This window comes from Algoriphagus sp. 4150, assembly GCF_031457395.1.
Taxonomy (GTDB): Bacteria; Bacteroidota; Bacteroidia; order Cytophagales; family Cyclobacteriaceae; genus Algoriphagus.
This window is the reverse complement of record NZ_JAVDWS010000008.1, coordinates 159,962-181,008: the sequence shown is the minus strand read 5'-3', so window position 1 is coordinate 181,008 and position 21,047 is coordinate 159,962. Positions and strand designations below refer to the sequence as shown.

Annotated in this window: 26 protein-coding genes and 1 pseudogene; 1 reads left to right on the top strand and 26 read right to left on the bottom strand. The window is 41.2% G+C overall.

The features are described from left to right. Positions 1 to 265: 265 nt before the first annotated feature. Complete coding sequence (locus J2X69_RS12560; RefSeq protein WP_310103736.1) at positions 266 to 1,033, top strand: DJ-1/PfpI family protein; 768 nt, start codon at positions 266 to 268, stop codon at positions 1,031 to 1,033. A gap of 138 nt (positions 1,034 to 1,171) precedes the next feature. Here the strand turns inward: J2X69_RS12560 and J2X69_RS12555 are convergent, their stop codons facing one another. The 26 genes and pseudogenes from J2X69_RS12555 to J2X69_RS12435 all read right to left on the bottom strand — a co-directional run bounded on the left by J2X69_RS12555 (position 1,172) and on the right by J2X69_RS12435 (position 20,920). Next, a complete protein-coding gene (locus J2X69_RS12555) occupies positions 1,172 to 2,023 on the bottom strand; it encodes a helix-turn-helix domain-containing protein (protein WP_310103735.1) in 852 nt (283 codons plus the stop codon). A 295-nt stretch (positions 2,024 to 2,318) separates the two neighbouring features. Then, positions 2,319 to 2,969 carry a hypothetical protein gene (locus J2X69_RS12550; RefSeq protein ID WP_310103734.1) on the bottom strand — a complete coding sequence of 217 codons (651 nt, stop codon included), beginning with the start codon at positions 2,967 to 2,969 and terminating at the stop codon, positions 2,319 to 2,321. Further along, positions 2,959 to 3,381 carry a DoxX family protein gene (locus J2X69_RS12545; protein WP_310103733.1) on the bottom strand — a complete coding sequence of 141 codons (423 nt, stop codon included), beginning with the start codon at positions 3,379 to 3,381 and terminating at the stop codon, positions 2,959 to 2,961. Before J2X69_RS12545 ends, J2X69_RS12550 begins: the two co-directional genes overlap by 11 nt. A gap of 254 nt (positions 3,382 to 3,635) precedes the next feature. Continuing rightward, entirely contained in the window at positions 3,636 to 4,550 is a 915-nt protein-coding gene (locus J2X69_RS12540; RefSeq protein WP_310103732.1) for a pyridoxamine 5'-phosphate oxidase family protein, read from the bottom strand. 59 nt (positions 4,551 to 4,609) lie between these two features. Continuing rightward, the gene (locus tag J2X69_RS12535) at positions 4,610 to 4,972 is read right to left on the bottom strand and encodes a DsrE family protein (RefSeq protein ID WP_310103731.1); all 363 of its coding nucleotides are present in this window, start codon (positions 4,970 to 4,972) and stop codon (positions 4,610 to 4,612) included. Between the two features lie 360 nt (positions 4,973 to 5,332). Next, positions 5,333 to 5,746 (bottom strand): nuclear transport factor 2 family protein, encoded by a 414-nt coding sequence (locus J2X69_RS12530; protein ID WP_310103730.1) that lies wholly within the window; start codon positions 5,744 to 5,746, stop codon positions 5,333 to 5,335. A 154-nt stretch (positions 5,747 to 5,900) separates the two neighbouring features. Beyond that, entirely contained in the window at positions 5,901 to 6,470 is a 570-nt protein-coding gene (locus J2X69_RS12525) for a TetR/AcrR family transcriptional regulator (protein ID WP_310103728.1), read from the bottom strand. Between the two features lie 372 nt (positions 6,471 to 6,842). Beyond that, positions 6,843 to 7,355 carry a DUF4943 family protein gene (locus J2X69_RS12520; protein WP_310103726.1) on the bottom strand — a complete coding sequence of 171 codons (513 nt, stop codon included), beginning with the start codon at positions 7,353 to 7,355 and terminating at the stop codon, positions 6,843 to 6,845. Positions 7,356 to 7,626: 271 nt separating this feature from the next. Next, positions 7,627 to 7,830 (bottom strand): transcriptional regulator, encoded by a 204-nt coding sequence (locus tag J2X69_RS12515; protein ID WP_310103725.1) that lies wholly within the window; start codon positions 7,828 to 7,830, stop codon positions 7,627 to 7,629. Between the two features lie 21 nt (positions 7,831 to 7,851). Next, positions 7,852 to 8,211 (bottom strand): helix-turn-helix domain-containing protein, encoded by a 360-nt coding sequence (locus J2X69_RS12510; RefSeq protein WP_310103723.1) that lies wholly within the window; start codon positions 8,209 to 8,211, stop codon positions 7,852 to 7,854. Positions 8,212 to 8,214: 3 nt separating this feature from the next. Continuing rightward, positions 8,215 to 8,511 carry a type II toxin-antitoxin system HigB family toxin gene (locus tag J2X69_RS12505; RefSeq protein WP_310103722.1) on the bottom strand — a complete coding sequence of 99 codons (297 nt, stop codon included), beginning with the start codon at positions 8,509 to 8,511 and terminating at the stop codon, positions 8,215 to 8,217. 281 nt (positions 8,512 to 8,792) lie between these two features. Beyond that, positions 8,793 to 8,945 carry a hypothetical protein gene (locus tag J2X69_RS12500; RefSeq protein WP_310103721.1) on the bottom strand — a complete coding sequence of 51 codons (153 nt, stop codon included), beginning with the start codon at positions 8,943 to 8,945 and terminating at the stop codon, positions 8,793 to 8,795. A gap of 11 nt (positions 8,946 to 8,956) precedes the next feature. Next, the gene (locus tag J2X69_RS12495) at positions 8,957 to 9,241 is read right to left on the bottom strand and encodes a HigA family addiction module antitoxin (RefSeq protein WP_310103719.1); all 285 of its coding nucleotides are present in this window, start codon (positions 9,239 to 9,241) and stop codon (positions 8,957 to 8,959) included. Between the two features lie 281 nt (positions 9,242 to 9,522). Beyond that, positions 9,523 to 9,759, bottom strand: coding sequence for a Fic family protein (locus tag J2X69_RS12490; RefSeq protein ID WP_310103717.1), 237 nt, complete (start codon positions 9,757 to 9,759; stop codon positions 9,523 to 9,525). Positions 9,760 to 9,781: 22 nt separating this feature from the next. Beyond that, positions 9,782 to 10,138 (bottom strand): RhuM family protein, encoded by a 357-nt coding sequence (rhuM, locus tag J2X69_RS12485; protein ID WP_310103765.1) that lies wholly within the window; start codon positions 10,136 to 10,138, stop codon positions 9,782 to 9,784. A gap of 430 nt (positions 10,139 to 10,568) precedes the next feature. Further along, positions 10,569 to 10,745: pseudogene (locus J2X69_RS24855) on the bottom strand (type II toxin-antitoxin system RelE/ParE family toxin); the annotation flags it as partial. A gap of 74 nt (positions 10,746 to 10,819) precedes the next feature. Next, positions 10,820 to 11,065 (bottom strand): type II toxin-antitoxin system ParD family antitoxin, encoded by a 246-nt coding sequence (locus J2X69_RS12480; protein ID WP_310103715.1) that lies wholly within the window; start codon positions 11,063 to 11,065, stop codon positions 10,820 to 10,822. 202 nt (positions 11,066 to 11,267) lie between these two features. Next, positions 11,268 to 13,880 (bottom strand): PKD domain-containing protein, encoded by a 2,613-nt coding sequence (locus tag J2X69_RS12475; RefSeq protein ID WP_310103713.1) that lies wholly within the window; start codon positions 13,878 to 13,880, stop codon positions 11,268 to 11,270. Positions 13,881 to 14,314: 434 nt separating this feature from the next. Further along, positions 14,315 to 14,524 (bottom strand): hypothetical protein, encoded by a 210-nt coding sequence (locus tag J2X69_RS12470; protein WP_310103710.1) that lies wholly within the window; start codon positions 14,522 to 14,524, stop codon positions 14,315 to 14,317. A gap of 16 nt (positions 14,525 to 14,540) precedes the next feature. Next, positions 14,541 to 15,923: a tRNA uridine-5-carboxymethylaminomethyl(34) synthesis GTPase MnmE gene (mnmE, locus tag J2X69_RS12465; protein WP_310103708.1), complete on the bottom strand. Its 1,383-nt coding sequence runs from the start codon at positions 15,921 to 15,923 to the stop codon at positions 14,541 to 14,543. After that, positions 15,920 to 16,372, bottom strand: coding sequence for a thioredoxin fold domain-containing protein (locus tag J2X69_RS12460; RefSeq protein WP_310103706.1), 453 nt, complete (start codon positions 16,370 to 16,372; stop codon positions 15,920 to 15,922). Before J2X69_RS12460 ends, mnmE begins: the two co-directional genes overlap by 4 nt. An 11-nt stretch (positions 16,373 to 16,383) precedes the next feature. Continuing rightward, positions 16,384 to 17,280: a metal ABC transporter permease gene (locus J2X69_RS12455; protein WP_310103704.1), complete on the bottom strand. Its 897-nt coding sequence runs from the start codon at positions 17,278 to 17,280 to the stop codon at positions 16,384 to 16,386. Then, complete coding sequence (locus J2X69_RS12450; RefSeq protein ID WP_310103702.1) at positions 17,270 to 18,562, bottom strand: metal ABC transporter permease; 1,293 nt, start codon at positions 18,560 to 18,562, stop codon at positions 17,270 to 17,272. Before J2X69_RS12450 ends, J2X69_RS12455 begins: the two co-directional genes overlap by 11 nt. After that, entirely contained in the window at positions 18,562 to 19,350 is a 789-nt protein-coding gene (locus J2X69_RS12445; protein ID WP_310103700.1) for a metal ABC transporter ATP-binding protein, read from the bottom strand. Before J2X69_RS12445 ends, J2X69_RS12450 begins: the two co-directional genes overlap by 1 nt. Further along, positions 19,347 to 20,261, bottom strand: a complete 915-nt coding sequence (locus tag J2X69_RS12440) for a metal ABC transporter solute-binding protein, Zn/Mn family (RefSeq protein WP_310103698.1) — start codon at positions 20,259 to 20,261, stop codon at positions 19,347 to 19,349. The genes J2X69_RS12445 and J2X69_RS12440 overlap by 4 nt, the downstream gene beginning before the upstream one ends. Beyond that, positions 20,258 to 20,920, bottom strand: coding sequence for a metal-dependent transcriptional regulator (locus tag J2X69_RS12435; protein ID WP_310103697.1), 663 nt, complete (start codon positions 20,918 to 20,920; stop codon positions 20,258 to 20,260). The genes J2X69_RS12440 and J2X69_RS12435 overlap by 4 nt, the downstream gene beginning before the upstream one ends. Positions 20,921 to 21,047: the final 127 nt, after the last annotated feature.

The following is a 21,047-nucleotide window of genomic DNA, read 5'->3' as shown; positions in this document are numbered from 1 at the left end:
CATCGATACTATTTATCAGTAGGCAGAGGCATGTGCTATAGCTGAAAGTTCAGCAAGACTGGTTCCTTCGATAGCCACACTATTTTATCTATTCGATAGGAGGGGAGAACAACTGAGCATACAACAATATACCGGTTTCTGGCCGGGCAAGTTATCGAAGAATACTAAGCCCCGCTTCTGAATTTTTCCTATACTTGGATAAGGATGACTTCTGGCTTTAGTGAACTCACAAGTCCATCTTAGGATTATTAATAAATAAAAGAAAATGACAAAACAGCTAATTAGTTCAATTCTGGTTCTGGCATCAATCATAAGCGCTTGCTCTACCGACAAGTCAAAAGATAACATGGATGCTCTAAGTACTGACAAAACAGTAATTGAAGGGGACACACTGACAAAACACTTAAAACCCTTCAATGCAAAATTGCCGACTATAGGCCTATTAATGTACAATGGAGTACTTCAAAGTGAAGTGATAGCTACCTCAGATGTCTTCTCCAAACTGACTGAAGATGGGAAACAACTTTTTAATGTGATCACAATAGCTGAAGGGGAGTATCCGATTACTACTGAAGAGGGAATGAAGTTTGTCCCGGATTATACATTCAAGAACTGCCCGAAATTAGAGGCTCTATTTGTTCCGAGTGCTTATGATATGTACGCTCAGGTGCACAATCCGGCAATTGTTGATTTTATAAGGGATAAAAATAAAGAGACCAGATATACGGTGAGTAACTGCGCAGGGGCTCAATTGATTGGGGAATCCGGAATTGCGGATGGTAAAAAAATAGTGACTTGGATTGGTGGGGGCGAACAGCTTCAAAAGGATTATCCAAATCTTAAAGTGCAGGATGACAGCTTGGTGACTTTTGTGGAAGACGGTAAGTTCTTTTCTTCCAATGGAAATCTGGCAAGTTACATCTCCGCTTTGGAGCTTTTGGAGAGAATGACCAGTCCGGAACATAGAAAGTTTGTCGAAAGCTATTTATATCTGGACAGGCTGCAAAATTGGAACAAACAAATTCCTAGGTAGAATCTCCGACAATCCATTTCTTGCTTTTATACTCAGAAGTATTTTCCTATGTATATCCGCTTTTCTGCCAGTAAAGAAACAAAAGAAAATAATGCTACTGGCATCATTGCAGATAATCACATTTTCCTATTTCAACTATTAAACACCAATACCAAACTCACGGGGAGTAAGTTGTGTCCACTTCTTAAATGCTTTGGTAAAGTGTGAAGCATCCTGATATCCCAGTTGGTAAGAAACTTCCTTGATAGGAAGTTTAGAATAGCTCAGCATTGTTTTGGCCTCTGTGATTAAATGATATTCAATCCATTTTTTTGCGGTCCATCCAGTCTCCTCCATTAGAATTTCGCTCAGATATTTGGACGTAATATTCATTTCTGAGGCATAAAAAGAAACGTTTTTTTTATTCGTAATATGCTCAGCTAGCAATCCCCTAAATGTGCTGACAAACTCTGCTTTGCCAGACTGCGATATTGTTTTGTTTTGGGGAAGTTTATGGTAATATTCCTGTAGCAGCATTAAGACAGCATGCAGGATCCCGGGCACAGCAGCATCCTTGAATCTAACCTCCTTCAGCGTTGTAAGGAGCGTGGAGAAATTATGACGCTGTTCCTTATCCATTTCCATTACCTTATCGGCGTCAGGACAAAAATAATCCAGCATATTAATAAATGAAGTGTCAAAACCTTTCCTAAACACATCACTGTTAAAGATGATGGCGTCAAAGGTCAGTTCTTTTCTATTTAACCACCGATAAGGCAGCCCAGGTCCCACAATGGCGACGTCCCCTGCCTTTACGAAATAGCTCTCAGAGCCTACTTCAAATTGGGCTTCTCCACTCTGAAAGTAAAAGATGCTGTAGTAATAACTTCTAAAAACAGTGCCTTTTACTCCAAAAAAAAACTTCTCGTCAGCAATCAAAAAGGAGGGAAGTTCCTTTGAAGAAGGATTAGTTTGGAAATGTTTAATGGGATCTATGTAGGAATTGGGCATAATTAATCGATTTTCTCTTTGATTGAACTTGGTCGAATGGTATTTGCTTTCTGTTTATTGCATCCATCACTACTTGTATTCGTTTAATTTCGGTTTTTGGAACCGGATAAACGTATTAACAGACCTGAACTTACTTTACAAGAAGCGAATGTCCTGAGCACGCCTCTATAAACTTGCTTTGGATTTCATTAGTTGCAAAAAAGCCTAAATTCATTAAGAGAACAATTTCTTGCCGTTTTTAGTCCGGTTTTTAAATTGGAGTGATGCTTTTTGCCAATTTTTTCAATGCAAGGAATCATATTTCTTTTGTAGGGAAACTCTTTATTTCTTTTCTGATAAACAGCCCATAGTTTTGGTAGGTAGAAAATCCTGCCCCATATTCTTCCAGTACAGTAGCAAGTCCAAACTGAATGCCTCCCATATCCAGTCCAACACGCAGGTGTTGGCTGCTTTTGAGGTGATGCTCTTTGTTCCAAATGGTCTGCAACTGAAGGCGTGAATAAAGAGTGAGATTTGATGCGATTTTTGGTCTATATTCCATTATGGTCATCAGTTCCATAGAGGGATTTTTCCAGAGGTCAATCCTTGGAAAGAGCACTAAGGTGAAATTCTTTTTGGTTTTCAAAATTTGAGCCATTGCAGTAGTCCTCATCCCTACGCCGGTCACATAAATCATCCCGGCGCCCACACCCAACTCTTGCCAGACCTGACGGGTAAGATAAATCTGGCTCATCAACTCAGGGGCTGGGCTTTTTGAATAGCGGGCAGAGGCCGAAGAGATGTTGAGAATTCCCAATCCGGTGTGCCCATCGAACGGTGTTCCGATAATATGCTGATAATAGAAGCCATTGTGACCTACCATAGGTTCCATTTGTATCCCTTGAGCAGAGATCAGTCTAGAACTCAGTACCAGTATGGTCACAATGACCAACCTTTCAATTTTCATTTCGAACATCAAAGAATTTGCTGTCCAATGAAATTTTTCCCGATCCGCTAAGTAGGAAATAACAGGAAATCACAAAGTAGAACAATGCCAATTCTTTTGCCTCGAAGGGGTCTGCATGGTGGAAAATAAAATAGGCGATTGCAAAAGTAACCATGACTGAAGCGGAAGCCAGTCTGGTAAACAGCCCAAGGAGAATCAGCAGACCTCCAAAAAATTCACTGCATACGACAAGGCCAAGTGACAGGTCACTACCGACACCCATGGGATCCGGGAAATCAGCGCTGTATTCTGAAAAATTTCTTAATTTATCCTGTCCGTGATTTATCAAGGCAATTCCGTAAAAGATTCTCAGAAGGGTATGAGCCAGGTTGGAATACACTGGATGGTCATGGAAAATTATCTTTTTTAACATAGTATTTGTTGAAGTGTTTTCCACAAAACTAATGGAGTGGCAGGGAGGCCATGTGGTAAAAAAATCGTTGAAACCGGTATAATTTTCTGTTTTCTTGTTTTTGGGGTGTCCCAAACCAATGCTTTACTTTGATCCGGTAAAAGCGATGATCAGAAAACCACTAAGTGATTCGCCTGATTCAATGACATCTGTCAGAATCTGTATTTTTCTTTGAGGTTTTGAGGGAGCTAATTGGAGAATTTTCGTAAAAAGTATCAGGTAGGATTAAAGGGGGAGGATTCAATGAAATCCCATCGGATATTTTCTGAATTGCGAAGCAATCTGAATTTTTCAAGAGAGAAAATCCAATAGCGTAAAGTGCCTCCCGTCTCTTGTGAGGCCTCCTCATCTTTCCAGATTATCTTTGCTGTACCCGTAAGTTGAAGAACAGAGTGGTTATCAAAATCGATAAATAAGAGTCCTGCCTGCGGTTGAAGAATAAAGTTGCCCAAGGTGTTATACATACCATTCCCTGAATAATCCGGGATTTTCAGAGTTAAAGTATCCAGTACCTGAACAAATCCGGGAGGCCCTCCGCGGTGTGAAGCATCCATTTCCCCCAGATTATTGCTACTTCCTACAAACATCGTGTCTGTCTTTGCTATAAGGGAAATAAGCGTCTTGTTTAGCGTGGTTCCTACTATGCACTCCGCTTTAGCGGATGCCTTGTTTATGCTAGTTATATACCGCTTCTGGATATATTTGGGGCAGTTGGGATAGGCTTGTTCTACTTTGAGAGTAATTTTATCTGCATCCACGTTCAGTGTTCCGTTGACTCTAAACCGTTTTCTTGAAGATAATTCTATAAATAGGATGCCTACTTTTGGGTTAAGCTGTATGCTATTCCATGGTACCTCATCCAGATTGGAATTAATCAAGGAAGGGTAGAGGGTAATGGCCTGTTCATTGCTTACCTCAATATATCCGGGAGAACCCGTCAGAAAGTGAGTCCAGACATTTCCGGATTCATCCCTGTGGCTAAGGATAAAAAAAGGCTGATTTTCAATGAATTTAACGGCACCCGGAATTATCCTGTCAGAAACCATCCTACCGTTTCTCAGGGCTATACTTTCTTCACCGGCATTCTGTTGGGCTTCTAATTCTCCGGCGTGATAAATTTCTGTTTTCATGGGTGTTGCATCTGAAGTAATCACTAAAGCCCGCTCTCCAAGAGCAGGCTTTAGTGCGGTTAGAAAATAAGAATGTGAGAACCTTCTTTTTGCATCGTGACAAGACTTGGCAGACCTGTGGTGCCCGGTACTTGGTTATCAGTGATAAGATCAAATCCGGAAGGTTTGGCGCCAAATACATCAGCGCATCCACAAGAAACACCTATTATTTTGTCCTCTATTTCTTTGAAAAGTTTATGGGCTGGATGATCGCTTTTCATCAGGTGTTCGGGCCATCTGGTGCCGGCTCCCTGGAAATAAACGGATACCTCTTCTCCGGAAATTTTAAATTCATAAACTGTGGCCAAGGCATTAAAGAGACGCCCTAAGGATTCCTCCGAGCCGGCGTTGGGGTCAGAGAGAATTAAAACTGCTGTTTTCATCTGTTTACATTTTGATTTTTAATGGTCATAACTTGTCCCGTGACGAAGGAAACGGGATGGAATCTCGCACGGCGAATAATCATCCCTCTCCCGAAGCAAGTTCGGGACAAGTTGTGTGTCGTCTTCGACATGCTCGATTTCATAAAGAAATTGTTTAAAGTGAATTAGTTTATTGATTTTGAATGTTCCTCTTGGTTAGGCGAGATTGTTTCATAATTAGGTTTTCTTGTCAGGCTAAGCAGCCAGTTTTCCGAAGGCATGAAAATCGAAGTTTTTTATGTGTTAATTAAACTCATTTCGACTTCCTGCCACAGCAAGGCAAGCTGCTCAATGTGACAATTATGAGTTAGGAGACAGGCCTCATTTCAGTCTTCGGTCCACTTCTTCAATGGGTACATCATTGATGCTGGCATAGCGTTTTTGCATATATCCGAATTCATCAAACTCCCACATTTCATTGCCATACGATCTATACCATTGTCCAAGGGAATCATGCCATTCGTATTCAAAGCGGACACTTATCCTATTATCAGTAAAGGCCCACAGCTCTTTTTTAAGTTTGTAATCCAGCTCCTTTTCCCATTTTCCCTGTAAAAATTCCCGCACTTCTTCCCGTCCTTTCAGAAATACAGAGCGGTTTCGCCATTCAGTATCAAGAGTATAAGCTAAACTTACCTTTTCGGGATTTTTACTATTCCAGGCATCCTCTGCTGCTTGCACTTTTAGTCTTGCAGTTTCTTCAGTGAATGGGGGAAGGGGATATTTCTTGTCCATAATTTGTATTGGTTAGTGAGAATTTAATTGCCTTGAAAACTTGGTTAAATAGAGACTACTGAATGATCATTACTTCCTGAATCGATGATAATCTCGACTAAGGGTTTGAGTAAAATAAATAGACAAATATGTCTATTTTTTAAGTAAATTTTTTTCATTCACCCAACATATTTTTTATCATTTTTTTTACCGATTTAACGGGCCAGGTATCTTTATAGATTTTGGACTCGACTATCGCTCCCTCAAACAATAAATACACACTATCGCCTATCAGATCAGCCTCTTCGGGAGAATGTGAAGGGAGTGAACGTATGACTAATTCTTTGATATATTCCCTTAGTTTTGCTTTATGTTCAATAATCTGTTGCCGCATTAGGGGAGAGGAATCGGCAATCTCCGCCAGCATATTTAGAAACTTACACCCCCTGAAATCATTCATTCTTAACGCATATTCCAAAAAATCAATGCATGCAAGTACTTTTTGTTTTGGGGCATGTTTGGCAAATGTCCATTTGTCCAATCCGGCAAACCATTCCTCCCTTGCACTTTGTAGATAAGCAATCCCCAGTTGGTCTTTAGAGCCAAAGTGTTGATATAGACTGGCTTTTGCCACTTTGGATTCTTCCAATATCTGATTAATCCCTGTAGCATTATACCCTTGGGTGTAGAATAGCCTGGAGGCAGTTTCTAACATTCGCTGTTTGGGGTCGGATTTTCCACTCATATTTTTTGGTTTGCACTAAGTAAGCTGAAAGGAATGAACAGGGAATCTCCTCTACATCGTCAAAGGTAAAATCAATTTTTGTAATAGACAAATCAGTCTATATATTTTTGTTGAAATTTATTTTTGTCAAGCGTATAAAACTTAATCTGTTAATTTAGTCGCTGAATCACTGCTGATCGGCATAGACAAAACTATCAGGCAGGGGTGGAGAACAGGATGTTAATTACCGTTTGAAAATGGCATCAAAAAATAAAATTCTCTCATAATTTGTAGAACTATGCAGGCAGACAAGTTGGCAAAACAGGTAGCGTTCATTAAAGAGATTGACAAGCTGAAATACATCCAGCGAAGAACGAAGCTATTGGAGAAATATTAATGCCAGCGATATTCCGTATTGGCCAGAGGATCGATCTGATGAAATTCAGCAAAGTCCTTAACCTTATTGCTTTCCCACCAGTCAAAGTAGGTGTCAGCTACTACTTTCTGTACCTGTAGGTCTTGTTCAATAAACTGAAGATTCTCTTTTCTCTCCACCACGGGGTTTTGGGATGGAAAAGTGCCTATCAAAAACTCACTTCCGATGGATCTTGCACGAATGGATTCTACAGTCCACAAAACATACATCCCTAATGAAACCTCAGAAGCCATGTAAGAAGAAATCATATTGATTGGAAAATCAGTAATTAGTTGACTTTCATTTCTATAGGATAAAAGTTTTGAAATATCTTTTGAAGTAAAATCTGGAAGTTCCCAATGATCGTATTTCCCCGCTTTCAATAAGCTTATGTATCGATCAACATTCATATTGGGTGATTCCGATTTATCAGAACAACCAACCAACACCAGAAGAAATACAAAGGAGAAAGTAAAGCGCAGTGCTTTCATTACGTAGATATTAAAAATTGAGAAATAGTATTCCTTTAAAAATAACTGATTTTTAGTTCTTTAGAAAGTTATTCCGGAGTTTTTAGAGCCATTCAAAATCTGGATAATAATGGAAACTTTTCATACTTGGATTTGTTTAGAGCTATCTAATAGTGGCCTACTTTCCGATACAGAATATGTAACTATTTGACAATCAGTATGTTGAACTATTTTAGGTACAAATTCGGTACATAAATTCCTTATTATCGATTTTTGTAGGCTTATTTCAATTTTAAATTGAATTTTTAGAAGTATTGTTTTTTACTTCGATTTCAGGAATAGGGTAGTGTATTTTTTCGTATGCTGTGATCAAGTTAACCAATTGCTCAGCTTCTTTTCCTTCAGGGCTTTCAGGATCTGCATCGAATATTGGGCTTAACTTTTTCAAAGCAGCTTCATATTCTTGATCATTGTTGAGAACATTATTCCATTTCATGGCAGTACACTTGAATATTCACTAAACCCCTAAAACGATGGAAGCTTCAATATCCAGTTTTCGGCTTATATCACGAGCCACTTTTAGTGTTGGTTCACTTTTCCCGTTGAGGTATTCGCTAATTCTTGAACTGCTAATGCCTAAGAAATCAGAAAGAGCTTTTTGACTTAAGCCACGCTCATGCATTCTTAATTTAATAGCTTCTGCTAGAGTAGGTGGTAATACTGGGAAATGGGCTTCTTCATAATCCGCAACCAAATCTGAGAGAATATTCAATTCAACAAATCCTTTGGCTTCAGAATTTTCTATATTATCTGTATTAGAAAGCAATTCCTCAATTCTTTCTAGAATGGCTTTATATTCTTTTTCCGATTTGATCATGTTCTAGATAGTTTGAATGTCTTTTATTTTGTGGTACTCCGCATGAGTTCCAATAAACCGAATGTAAACCTTGCTGGCGTTGAATGATATGATGGCGATTAGGCGATATGAATTCCCTTTAATGTTGAAAACGAATCGATTGTTGCCAACATAATCAACAGAGTTGAAATCCTTTTTAATATCATTTATTGAATTCCACTCTTTTTTGCTGGTTACTGAATACCAGAACTTTAATGGCGTTTCTGAGTCAGCGTGTTTCTCTGAAAACTCTTTGATTCGCTTGTAAGTGACAACACGCATTAGTTTTTAATTGTTCTGATATTTGTAACAAAATTACGAATAATAAAATTGGAAATAAATTTTTGTAGTGACTTTTTCAAATCACAAAATATCAGGTTTTATGAATGAAAACTGGGTAAAAAATTGGGGTTTTTATGAAAAACAGGTAAGACGTTTTCTCTAGAAAATTCCTTTCAATTATATCTCAGTAATCACATAATGATGCCTAGGTGATAATACTCAGTTTTCCTAGCACCATGTTTAAGTGGTTGTCGCAAATTTTGCGATAACCAGTTATTTAATCAATCACCTGGACAATCGTCTTTTAGTTCGGCTCGAACCAATTCCTTGCCCGCCTTTCTTTCTCCTTTCCAAAACTGGTTTCTCATATATTTTCTCAAATGTTTAGCCCATTCTCCAGAAACAGTCAACTGCCCTTTTTTCTTGTGTGCCATTGTTCTACGTTTTAAGATCCTTTCGGACTGTTGCGGTTGAATTCTTTAACGGCAAGAGCCATGTCATATTTATTTTGCATTCTAGTCCACATATGGGCACTGCCGCCAAAAACGGTCTCAATTCGAAGCGCAATATTTGGTGAAATCCCACTCTTTTCATTTACAATTTTTGATACTGTTAACCTCGAAACTTGCAAGAGATCAGCAACCTCTCCAAGTTTAAGCTTATTAGGTTTTATTACCTCCTCAAAGAAAGTTCTCCCTGGGTGAATGTATGTTTCTACGTGTCTTTCCATTTTAGATTTCATCAATCAAGAGCGGTTCCTGTTCAGAACACTAATTACCAATTTCTTCACCGTATCCATTTTCCCGTCTTTCGTCGGGACAGGCTATCAGGCTTGCTGGATGCTATAAAAAGCGTTAAGCTGGCAAGTGTATCATTGCTAATGATCGAAATTCCTTCTCTATTATGAAGTAAATCATTCGTCTGCAAAAAGAGAAGAAATGCCCATGAGAAAGCTTCTCAGACAGGGAGGTGATTAAATAGTGCATTCTCCCGATGAAAGATCGGGACAGGCTATCTGACCGCTAAAAAACAAATTATAAACACATGAAAGCAAGCTGCAGCAATTCGTTTGTTACCATCTACAAAACCATGATTCTTCACAATCAAGTATAGGAGGGTAGCTGCTTTTTCTTCCAGAGTAGGATAGAAGTCCTCTTCACCGAAGCCCTTACTGATTTGTGCTACTGCACTTTCAAAGCTTCCGTCTTTTTCTTTTCCAAAAACACCAGATTCAAAATCTGATCTCATTGATCTTATTACCTATTGATATTCAGGTGATTAAGGGTGATTTTGCTTTTCTCTTGCTTAATCCCTTTTTGTCCAGGTTCTCATGATCATAATCATCAAGCAACTCTAGCCCTTTTGCAAACTGGTTTAACCAATCCAAGTTCTGATCTTGTGCTTTCTGCTTAATGGCACGGCTTAAAATGCGAATGCCATCTTTGAGGGTTTGGACTTCCTGTTGTTTCTGAGCGAGTCTGTTTTCATTGATTGAGTAGCCTTGGATAAAGTAGTTTTTCAGTCGTTTAGTTGACCAGATCCTAAATTGAGTACCCTGGTTTGATTTGACTCGATAACCTACTGAAATGATTACATCTAGATTGTAGAACTTTATTTTCCGGGGCACTTTTCGTTGACCTTCTTGCTGAACTGTCAAGGATTCCTTACCATTTGGCGATTTATCCAGTTGGTTCGATCCGAATTTTATATTGGATTACTGGAGAGCCTTCGACTCTTGGTCAAAAAAGAAATCTTTATTTACACTCTTTCGATACTTTCCATCCCTGCTCGATGAAGAACGGGCTTATTAAGTTTCTCAATAGGTAAAGTGTACAATTCTGCTGGATTATTGTCAACGTTTTTACTTCCCGATACAGCAAGTGTTAACCTATTGATTTTCAATATTATTAAGGGTAGTCAGTTGTACAGGAGTTGTACAAAATAGAACCTTCTAAGGCTAATTGAATCAATTCTTGACAACTCTCGAATGATATCTTGATAAACTCCCTAATTTCTCCTGTGTTCTCCCTTTATTTTTATTAAGAAAATCTCTGTTTTCAAATTATCCTGATGATCCTAACTTGATCTTCATTTGAAAAATAAATTGTGTGTGAGCTATGTACGCAAAATCGATAACCAGATCTAATTTCTGCAGCAGATGGATACATTTCAGGCCTTTCCGCAATTCTCTCAAAAGCGTTTTCCAATGAGGAAAAGTACTTTTCTGCCTGTAATTCACCGAAATTGGTTAGTCCCTACAAATAAATATGGATTAAGTCTTCTTCAGCTTCACGGGTGAGTGAAAAGGTCATTGGGCTTTTCGAGCGCGTCTTTTGGCTTCTTCCAATATCTCAGCCATGGATTTGTGAGATACCCCGCTTTCCTCACCTTTAATAAGCTCATTTCTTAGCCAGATACGCTCTTCTTCCTGTTCTCGTTGATGCCGGATCAGATCATTTATCAATTCGCTTTTGCTGGCATATTCATTTTCCTGAACCTTCTGCTTCATCCAGCGGTCATTTGGTTCATTTACTGTTATTGTTTGTCTGGCCATTATGAAGTGTAGTTACGGTGTAATAATACACCAATTCAATCAAGTTATCAAGCTTAAAGTTCCAATAAAGACACCATGAATATCCAGATTACTAAAGAAAATATGCCTGTGCCCATTATCAATGTCAACCCCGCCTGCGGCAGCCAGGTGTATTCTATTTGGCAAATTTACCCTTATAGAAAAATCTTGCATTTTGGCAACTTTAGCGAACAAGTACAAAAGTGCCTTTTTTCTCCTCGCGCTGTGTTTTTTTATCCAGGGTGTAATAATATTTGACCATATAGACATAAGATCCGAAGGGAGCCTCTTTCCCGTTTATTCTGCCGTCCCAGCCAGTATCCCCGTAATAAACCAGTGCTCCCCAACGGTCATATATCCATAGTTCAAAACTGACCTTGCAATGGGATACGCCTTCATAAATCCCTGGAGCTTGCCTAGAGTCGAAGCCGGTTGGCATCCTGATCAAGGGAACGGTTTCGCTCACCTCAATGGCTTTGATGACCTGGCTGCACCCCTTTTGGTTCCTGATCGTGACCGAGTAAAATCCTGCTGATAAATTTTCTGCGATTGGGCCATCTAAGTTGGGATCATGCTGCCATTCATAGGTATAAGGACCGTGGTCTCCAAGTAGTTTAAGTTCGATTGTCCCAGAGGATTCGCCGGCGCAGGCTACGTTTGTAACCTGCGGATTGGCCAATGGCTCAGCCACTTCAATGGTGATTTCAGGAGATATACCCACACAAGAAGGATTTTCTGTGCCATAAACGGTGTAGCTAATTCCGGCTTGTATTCCGGGTTGGTCCCAAATTACTTGGATTTCATGGCTTCCCTGTCCTGAAACAAGTTTACCCCCGGTAACCGTCCATTCATACTCTCTTCCCTGTACGTGGGCTTCAACGCTGTAAGCGTGGGCCAGTCCAGGGTCAAAACACACTTCCTCCGGACCAATTGGTCTTAGCGCCTGAAGATCGGAGTCAATCTTCACTTCCAATTCAACTGGGCGACCCGGGCAGCCATTTTCAGTATAGGGTGTCATGATGAGCTTTGCATCGGAATTGGTTGGACCCCATCTGACCAAGACAGAGTCTACGTAGCTTTCCAGGATTTCCCCTCCAATAGCTTCAAATTTAGTGTCGGTGATATCCTGCTTGTCCACCAACCGGTACATTACTTCCTCGGTATAGGGACATACAGTTGTCTGCCCGACCAATTCGGCTTCTGGGTTCATAACTTCCACTTCAAATGTGGACTCATCCCCGTCTTCACAGGAACCGATGGATGCGGTGACACTGATCATATACTTGCCAGGTCTGATAAAAGTATGAGAGGCATGTTGACCTGTTTGGGAGGGACTACCGTCTCCAAAGTCCCATACAAAATACGTAAAATCGGAAGCGCCGGTACTGATACTCCATTCCCCTTCCTGATCAAGACAGGCCACTTTGTCGCCAATTACTTCAAATTCGTATTCTGATTGGATATCGATGTCCAGATTACCCAATGCTGCCCCGGCAGCATAGCCATAAGACTCCCGGAATCCAAAACCATAAACATATGCGGCAAAGCCATCCGGGTTGGTCAAATGGTGCACACCTCCTGATACCCTGATTCTGGCAATCTGAAAATCGGTATCGCCAGGCAATGGTTCAAAAAATCCTCCGATGTTGTCGCCGTCCAGAGCCGTATTGTGCTGTGTACCGGCTTCCACTACAATGTTGACATAATGGTTGCTGATGTTAGCCATTTGGAAGGAATTGAAAACCAGGTCTTTTAGAAATTGCTCAATCGGACTGTAGGTGATCATAAAGGGGTCTCCGAAATTGGCAAGTTCCGGAATATTACTATCGTTACATCCTACGCCTCTCGAAAATACGGTGACAGATGAGGGTTTCGATGTTTCAATTTTTCCCGATTCGTCCGCACGGAAATTGATTGTCAGAAATTGCCCCTTCTGAATGGTCCCTTGAGGTATTCCATTAAGACTGACTTCAGTGCCGTCCTCCGAAGCCAGTACTTTAACCAACTCTCCTGATATCCTATCTTTCAATGCGATATGTACGAAGTGTTTGCCCCAGGAACTGACTGGATATGCTTGCTGGAAAAGATTGTCACATGCCTCACAATCTCCCACCCAAGTACACATGCTTCCTCCAAAAACAGCAATTTTTTTACAGTCGTTTTCATTATCATCTACTATCCGTACCCGGGAACCTGTCAAATCTTTATTTGCTTTAATTTGGTAACTTTGTCCCCGATTAAGTACAATAGTAGACGGGATCCCGGCCTGGTTGCCACTGACCGAATTTACCGAAGTGGTGATTTCTATTTTGGTATTGTCCTCTGAGGCCACCACCAGTAAGGTGCTTGGAAAGGGACTGACTTCCTGATGCGAGGTGATGTAATAATCTTTTCCCAATCCCCCAACAGGCAAAACCACTGTACCATCAGTAGTTCTGAACATTTCGTTGAAAGCATGGACCGCAATTTTTCCAGTGGCTTTGATAAAAATACCTTTGTTTTCCACCTTCCCCGAAGTTCTGTGCACCAGGTTAAGATTACCTGAATTCACCCTGAATTCATACTGTTGGCCTGTATTCAAATCAAACGACGATGAGCGACCGAGGTATTCTATCACCCCTGAAGTCTTTTCATTAGCTGTTATGATTAGGACAACGTCACTGTAACGACCATCTTCCATATCAAGATTCTCCATGAATCCGACCCAAAATTCCGTACCAATAGTCGAATTCTGCCCCATGGCCATCTGCCACGAGCTGATAAACAACAGAAGCGAAAGAAAATATCTACAGGGCATTACCGTATAGACGATATATAGTGGATAGACTCCAAGTAATTATACTCGGAAAGCAAATTAATGCCAGGATGTGGCAAGGGACGCATGATCCTTATTTCCATTTAGCAACACGTTACTGCATGCCGGGAATCATATTTTCGAAGAAAAATCGGTGCCGGAAGGAATCTTAGTTTGGTCCTTCACTCCAGCGGTCATTATCTTGGTATTTGAGTCGCCGATATCAATGTATAGACAAATTAACTTACTGTTGACCGTGAAGTTTCGGTAATCATTGGCATTCGCATGCAATCGTTACCCTAATTATTCGGTTTTATAAAACCAAAGATAATAAGTCCAATAAATTTTTAAACTAAAATCACTATAAAAATGATTGTCGCTTTTTTAAACTTAAAAAGTTTAAAAAAAAATATCTGATTATTAGTCACCAGAAACAGTTATCTAATTCTATCTATACTTCCATCTTTATTTTCCCGCACAACCCAACCGTTTTCAGCTTTGATTACATAGCCAGCTGTTTTCATAGCTTGATTCGAAGCTTTTTTGATTGCTGTTGTAGCTACTCGTACGACATCTCTTTTTGTTAAATATGCAGTCTGTCTTTTGATCTTTAAAGTTGATTTTTGGGTTTTCTTAGTACTCTTCATATTCCAATTTACTTGTTTATTTCCCAATACAAAAATTCCGAAAAATATTCTCCAACAGATCATCAGTGGTGATCTCACCGGTAATTTCACCGAGAAAATGAAGGGAGCGGCGGATGTCCATTGCCACAAAATCATTGGTCACTTCATTGTCCAGTCCACTCAATATATCGAGTAAAGACTCGCGTGTTTTTACCAGAGAATCGTAATGCCGCACATTGGTTACGACCGTATTTCCCGTTCTGAATTTGTCCAGATTGACAAGTTCAAGGATACGGACTTTCAGCCCTTCCAGATTCTCTTTGTTCCCCGCCGAGATAAAAATAGTGTCCGGATGCTTCTCCTTTAACTTGTTTATTAACTGAGTATTACCCTTATCTACTTTATTCGCAACTTTCAAGAAGGGTACACCTTGGTTTTCCAGTTTATTGACATCCCTATTGATCTCTACCAAGTCTGTATCACCCAAATCAAACAGATATAAAATCAACGAAGCGGTCTTCATTTTCTCTTGGGTTCGGCTTACGCCGATTGCCTCTATGGTGTCTGTCGTTTCCCGCAAACCTGCAGTATCGATAAAGCGAAAGATCACGCCTCCAATATTAATTTCATCTTCGATAAAATCTCTCGTAGTTCCTGCGATCTCAGAGACTATGGCTTTTTCCTCATTGAGCAGTGCATTGAGTAGGGTGGACTTCCCCGCATTCGGTTTACCCGCGATGACGGTGGGAACACCGTTTTTGATCACATTTCCCAGATCAAAACTCAAGATCAATTCTTCGACCACTCTCAAAAGCCGCTCTACCAATGTCCGCAATTCTTCCCGGCTTGCAAATTCCACGTCTTCTTCACCAAAGTCCAGTTCCAGTTCTATCATTGAAGCAAAATGAATCAGTTTACTTCTAAGTTCTTGTATTTCAGAGCTAAATCCGCCTCTCATTTGACTAAGTGCTGCCTGATGCGAAGTCTCAGAATCTGCATGGATCAGATCCGCTACAGCCTCTGCCTGCGCCAGGTCAAATTGTCCGTTAAGAAATGCACGCTGGGTGAATTCTCCCGGTTTAGCCGGTCGGGCTCCTTTTCGGATGAAAAGCTTGAGAACCTGATTGATGATATAAGAGGAACCGTGCGTGGAGATTTCCACCACGTTTTCCTTGGTAAATGATTTGGGGGCGATAAATAGGGAAACGAGTACCTCATCTATGATTTTGTCGCCATCACGGATAGTTCCAAAATGTATGGTGTGGGATTCTTGCTTCTCCAAATTTTTGCCAAAAAAGACTTCATTCGTAAGCTGAATGGCATTTTTGCCTGAAAGGCGAATCACAGCGATAGCTCCAACACCCTGAGGTGTAGCCAATGCTATAATGGTATCATTCTGATCGGAAAGGGAAAAACTCATTTTGTGCCGATTCCTTTATCTACTATCTGGCTTAAGCCTTCCAGAAACTGTACAGGTTGCCTGTATCCGGGCAGTTGGGTGATATTTCTTAGGGTAGGGTCGATGATTACAAAATTGGGGTAGGATTGCACACGCATGGTGGCAGCCATTTTGGCTTCTGTGTAGTCTTTGCCTTTGAAGTCAAACTGGCGCTTATTGTCCTCGGCATTCATTTTCACAGCATAGAACTTCTCATTAATGTATTGTATCACTGCAGGATCCGTGAATGTCTCTTTGTCCATTTTCTTGCACCAGCCACACCAGTCGGTGTAGACATCGATCAAAAGCATTTTTGGGTTTGCCTCGGTGGCAGCTACAGCCTCTTCAAATTTCAGCCATTCTATCTTCTCCTGCGCTTGCGCAAAATGGGCAGTGATTAGAATTAAGCCTATGATTACTATTTTTTTCATCCTTCTTGTTTTCAAATCTCCAACGGCTTGCTTGGTGTGGAAGTTCCGAACAGCAAATTCGGATTGATGCTTTTAAATAAAGCACTTCCCAAGAAAATGACACCACCCACGGCAACCATCATCCCGGCAATAGAACTATCCACCAAATAGGCCAGGTAATAACCGGCTATCGCGATAAAAATACCTAAAGCACAGGTAAGTTTTATCAAAGAAGTTAATTTTTTAGTCCAGAGAAATGCAGTGGCGGGAGGAACTACCAATAAGGCAACTACCAGAATAGCGCCTACTGCTTCGAAACTGCTTACGGTAGTATAGGATACCATGCTCATCAGAGCTAGGTTAATTGCGCCGGCAGGAAGTCCGATTACTATGCCGAAATTTTCATCAAAACTGGTTAGGCTTAACTCCTTGTATAACATAAATATAAAGCCACTTACCAAAAGCAAATTCAATACTGCTAAATAGGTGATTCTAGGCCCCATACTAAAGCCGGAGTTGGTGATCCAAAGATCAATAGGCAGGTAGGCAATCTCACCATATAGCACACATTCCTGATCTAAGTCTACCTTATAGGCGAGCATATTGATCAGAATAATTCCTATCGCAAACAGGAGTGTGAATGTGATGCCTATGGATGCATCGAGTTGCACTTTCGCTTTTGTCTTAAGCCAGTTGATAATCAATGTAGCCAATATTCCCAATAAGCCGGCTCCGATAATCACCTCCAATCCACGCTGACTGCCGGAGACGAAGAATCCTATAACAATGCCCGGAAGTACTGCATGGGAAATGGCGTCTCCTGTCATGGACATTTTGCGGAGCATCATAAAAACTCCCAGCAGCCCACATGAAATGGAAATAATGGATGCTGTGAAAATGATCAGAAATGCGTTTTGGTCAAAGCTCATCGGTGTCGCGGGGGATAGTCTCCTGGTGAGGATCGAGTTTGGGATAATTTAGTCTGTTTTCCAGCAATGCTTCAAGTTCAGGAGTCAGAATGTGCTCCAGTTTTTCGGCAGAATCATGCACATGATCAGGGGCGATATTCATGTATTCATTGAGGTAAAGTTCCCATAGTCTATGAAGGCGTACTATTCGTTTTGCTTCGGATTTTCCCTTAGTAGTGAAGTGTATAAATCCTTGATTAACAGTAAGTAAGTTTTCTTTGATTAAATTTTCAATACTGACTTTGGTTTCCTTCTTTTTGTATGGAAAGTCCTCATAGATTTCTTCTATAGTGAATGAGTTTTTGCCACCCTCCATACCGTGAAATATGCTTTTCAATAAATGGTCTTGATGGGTCTTTTTTAAGTAATTCTTTCTAGCCACGAAGCGGGAGAGCACTCCTTTTTTAGGGGCAAAGAGAAAGGAGACAAATGCAAATATAGAAAGGAAGACCACCACCCAGGGGCCGGTCGGCATCTGTGGAATCACGAAGGAAACGTAAGTTCCGATGATTCCCGAAATAGCAGAAAACGCCCCTGCAATAAGTAGAAGTTTCCCGAGGTTGTTTGTCCAGAATCTCGCTGCCGCTCCGGGGGCGATCAGCAAAGCAGCCATTAGTACTACTCCGATTGCTTGGATTCCGATCACCACGGCCAAAATCATCAGTACATTAAAGGCCAGCCGGATTGCTCCCATAGGAAAACCGATAGACTTTCCGAAATCAGCATTGAAAACCAGCATAGAAAATTCTTTTCGGAAGGCGCTAAGCGAAATAATAATCAGTATTGCCAATCCCCCGTAGATATAGAGATCTTCTTCCAGAATTGCGATTGCATTTCCGAAGATAAACTGATTCAGACCTGCCATTTCGGGATTGCCTGACTTTTGGATGACTGTGAGCAGGACTATTCCGAAGCCAAAGAATATGGATAGGATAGAGGCAATAATCGCATCATCGCTTAATCTGGTATTGCTTTTCAGCCAAGAAGTAAGAAATGTGGCCAAAGCTCCTGATAAAAATGCACCTGTGACGATATAGATAGGATTTTTTTCGCCTGCCAGCATAAACCCCAGACAGATTCCCGGTAGCACGGCATGGGAAATGGCATCTCCGAGCAGGGCTTTTTTGTCAAGGAAGCTATAAGTTCCCACATATGCAGAGCCTATGCCTAGCAATATAATCCCGATGACCACAAAGGCGATCGAGCTATCCTGAAATGTGAAGAAATAGACAAAATCGCTCATCAGTTTTTCAATGGGTTGAAGTCCTTTTGTCTGATGATGTCAGTGACTTTGGTGAGCAGGTTGAGTTTTCCTCCATACGTTTTGCGCAGGAGTTCTTCCGTCACCACCTCAGTTTTCGGACCTGATGCTACCAAGTGAAGATTCAGCATAATGATCCAGTCAAAGTAATTCATCGCAGAATGTATATCATGGTGTACTACGATTACTGTTTTGCCTGCTGCTGTCATTTCTTGTAGAAGCTGGAAAATGGCTGTTTCCGTGGCCATATCCACTCCTGCAAAAGGTTCGTCCATCAGGTATAGATCTGCTTCCTGCGCAAGAGCTCTGGCGATAAAGACCCGCTGCTGCTGACCACCGGAGAGTTCGGATATTTGGCGCTTTTCGAAGGATTGCATCCCTACTTTTTCCAAGCAATCCATGGCGATTTTCTTTTCTTTTTTCCCAGGTCTGCGGAAAAGTCCGAGTTTTCCATAAGTACCCATCATGACCACATCCAATACAGAGGCAGGGAAATTCCAGTCTACGGATTCCCGCTGTGGCACATAGCTGATGCGGCTTCTTACGTCATTTAACTCCCGGTCAAAAATCTTGACATATCCTCCTGTGATGGGAACAAGACCCATGATTGCTTTGATCAGGGTGGATTTTCCCGCGCCGTTGGGGCCGAGAATTCCAATAAGCTTTCCCGCAGGCAAGCTCAGATCCACATTCCATAAGACAGGACTTTGATCATAACTGACAGTCAGATCATGTATTTCTAAAATAGGGGATTCTACGTGTGTGATCATTGGGTTAGGCTTTCAAAAATTACTTGAACATTGGTACTTACCATTCCTATATAAGTGCCGGCAGAGGAGTCTGCCGCTCCGAGACTATCGGTATAAAGCGGCCCTGCCAATTTGATTTTATGATTTTGATTGGCGCAACCTGCTACCACAGCTTCTATTGCCTTCGGAGAAATAGTCTGCTCTGCAAAGACAGCGTGTATGTTTCGGGTGACAATAAAGTTGACCAGGCCGGTCAAATCTCTAAGTCCGGGTTCACTCAGTGTGGATAAGCCTTGGAGTCCCAGAACTTCCAGATCGTAAGCTTTGCCAAAGTAGGAGAATGCATCATGGGCAGTGATCAGGGCTTGATTAGCTTTGCGGAGCTCTGCTACTTTGGCAAGATTATCCTTATGCAATACTCCGAGTTTGGAGAGATAAGATTCAGTGTTCTCATTTACCGTTGACTTCCATTCAGGTTTCCATTTGATGATTTCTTCCGAGGCGCGGGAGAGTGCCAGTGACCAGAGTGAAACATCAAACCAAATGTGTGGATCTACGGAGTGGGCTTCCGGTCCTGATCTTAAAAGCAACTCATTGGGAATATCTTCTGAGACATTGATCAGATTTTGACTGAAGGCCAGTTTCTCGAAAATCTCCGTCATCTTCCCTTCCAGAAACAACCCGTGATAAATGACCAAGTCTGCATTTTGGAGCAGATCCAAATCCCGGACTGATGCCTTGTACAGATGTGGATCCACTCCGGCAGGCATAAGTGAAACCACTTCCGCATTTTCTCCTACGAGATTTCGGATTCCATCTGCCAGAATACTGGTCGTGGCTACGATCTGTGGCCTCGCTCTTTCTTTTGGATTGTCAAATTTGCATCCAAAGAAAAGAAGTAAAATAGGAAGTAGGACAATGGTGTTTTTCATGACTGAATAGCGAGAATATTCATGGCTACATCCTTCGACATAAAGAGGGTTTTCTTTTGGTCCACCAGAATTTCCAATGAGCCGTCAAACTCGACTTTGTCCAGAATTTTTATCCTTGCACCTATGTATGCTCCGACTTTGTCTAGGTAGCGAAGAAAGGCTGCCGAACTGTCTTTGACTGCTACGATCTGGCCTGTCTGGTTTATCTCCATTTCGTTCAGCGCCACTCTGGGCCTTGCTCTTACATCACCGAACTCATCCGGAATTGGGTCTCCGTGAGGATCGAATTTGGGATAGTTCAGAAACTCGTCAAGACGCTGAATAAGTAGGGGAGATTGGATGTGTTCCAGTTCCTCTGCCACCTCGTGAACTTCATCCCAAGCGAACTGTAATTTGTCTACCAAAAACACTTCCCAAAGCCGGTGTTTCCTGATAGTCTGAAGCGCTCTTTTTTTACCTTCCTCGGTGATGTTTACACCATAATATTTTCGGTACTCGATCACCTCTTTGTCTCCCAGTTTTCTGAGCATATCAGATACGGATGCCGGCTTGGTTTTCATCTCGGCAGCCACGTCGTTTGTGGATACACTTTTCGTTGCTCCTTCCGAAAGGTGGTAGATGGCTTTCAGGTAATTCTCCTCAGCTGTGGTTAAGACCATAGGTAATGTAAGTTGTACTGAGGCAAATATAAAAATTAAATTAGATATATCTAAAAATTAATTCAACAGAGACTAAATCACCTGTGGATAACCTATTTTCAAATGTGTTTAAGGTTTTAGTCTTGTC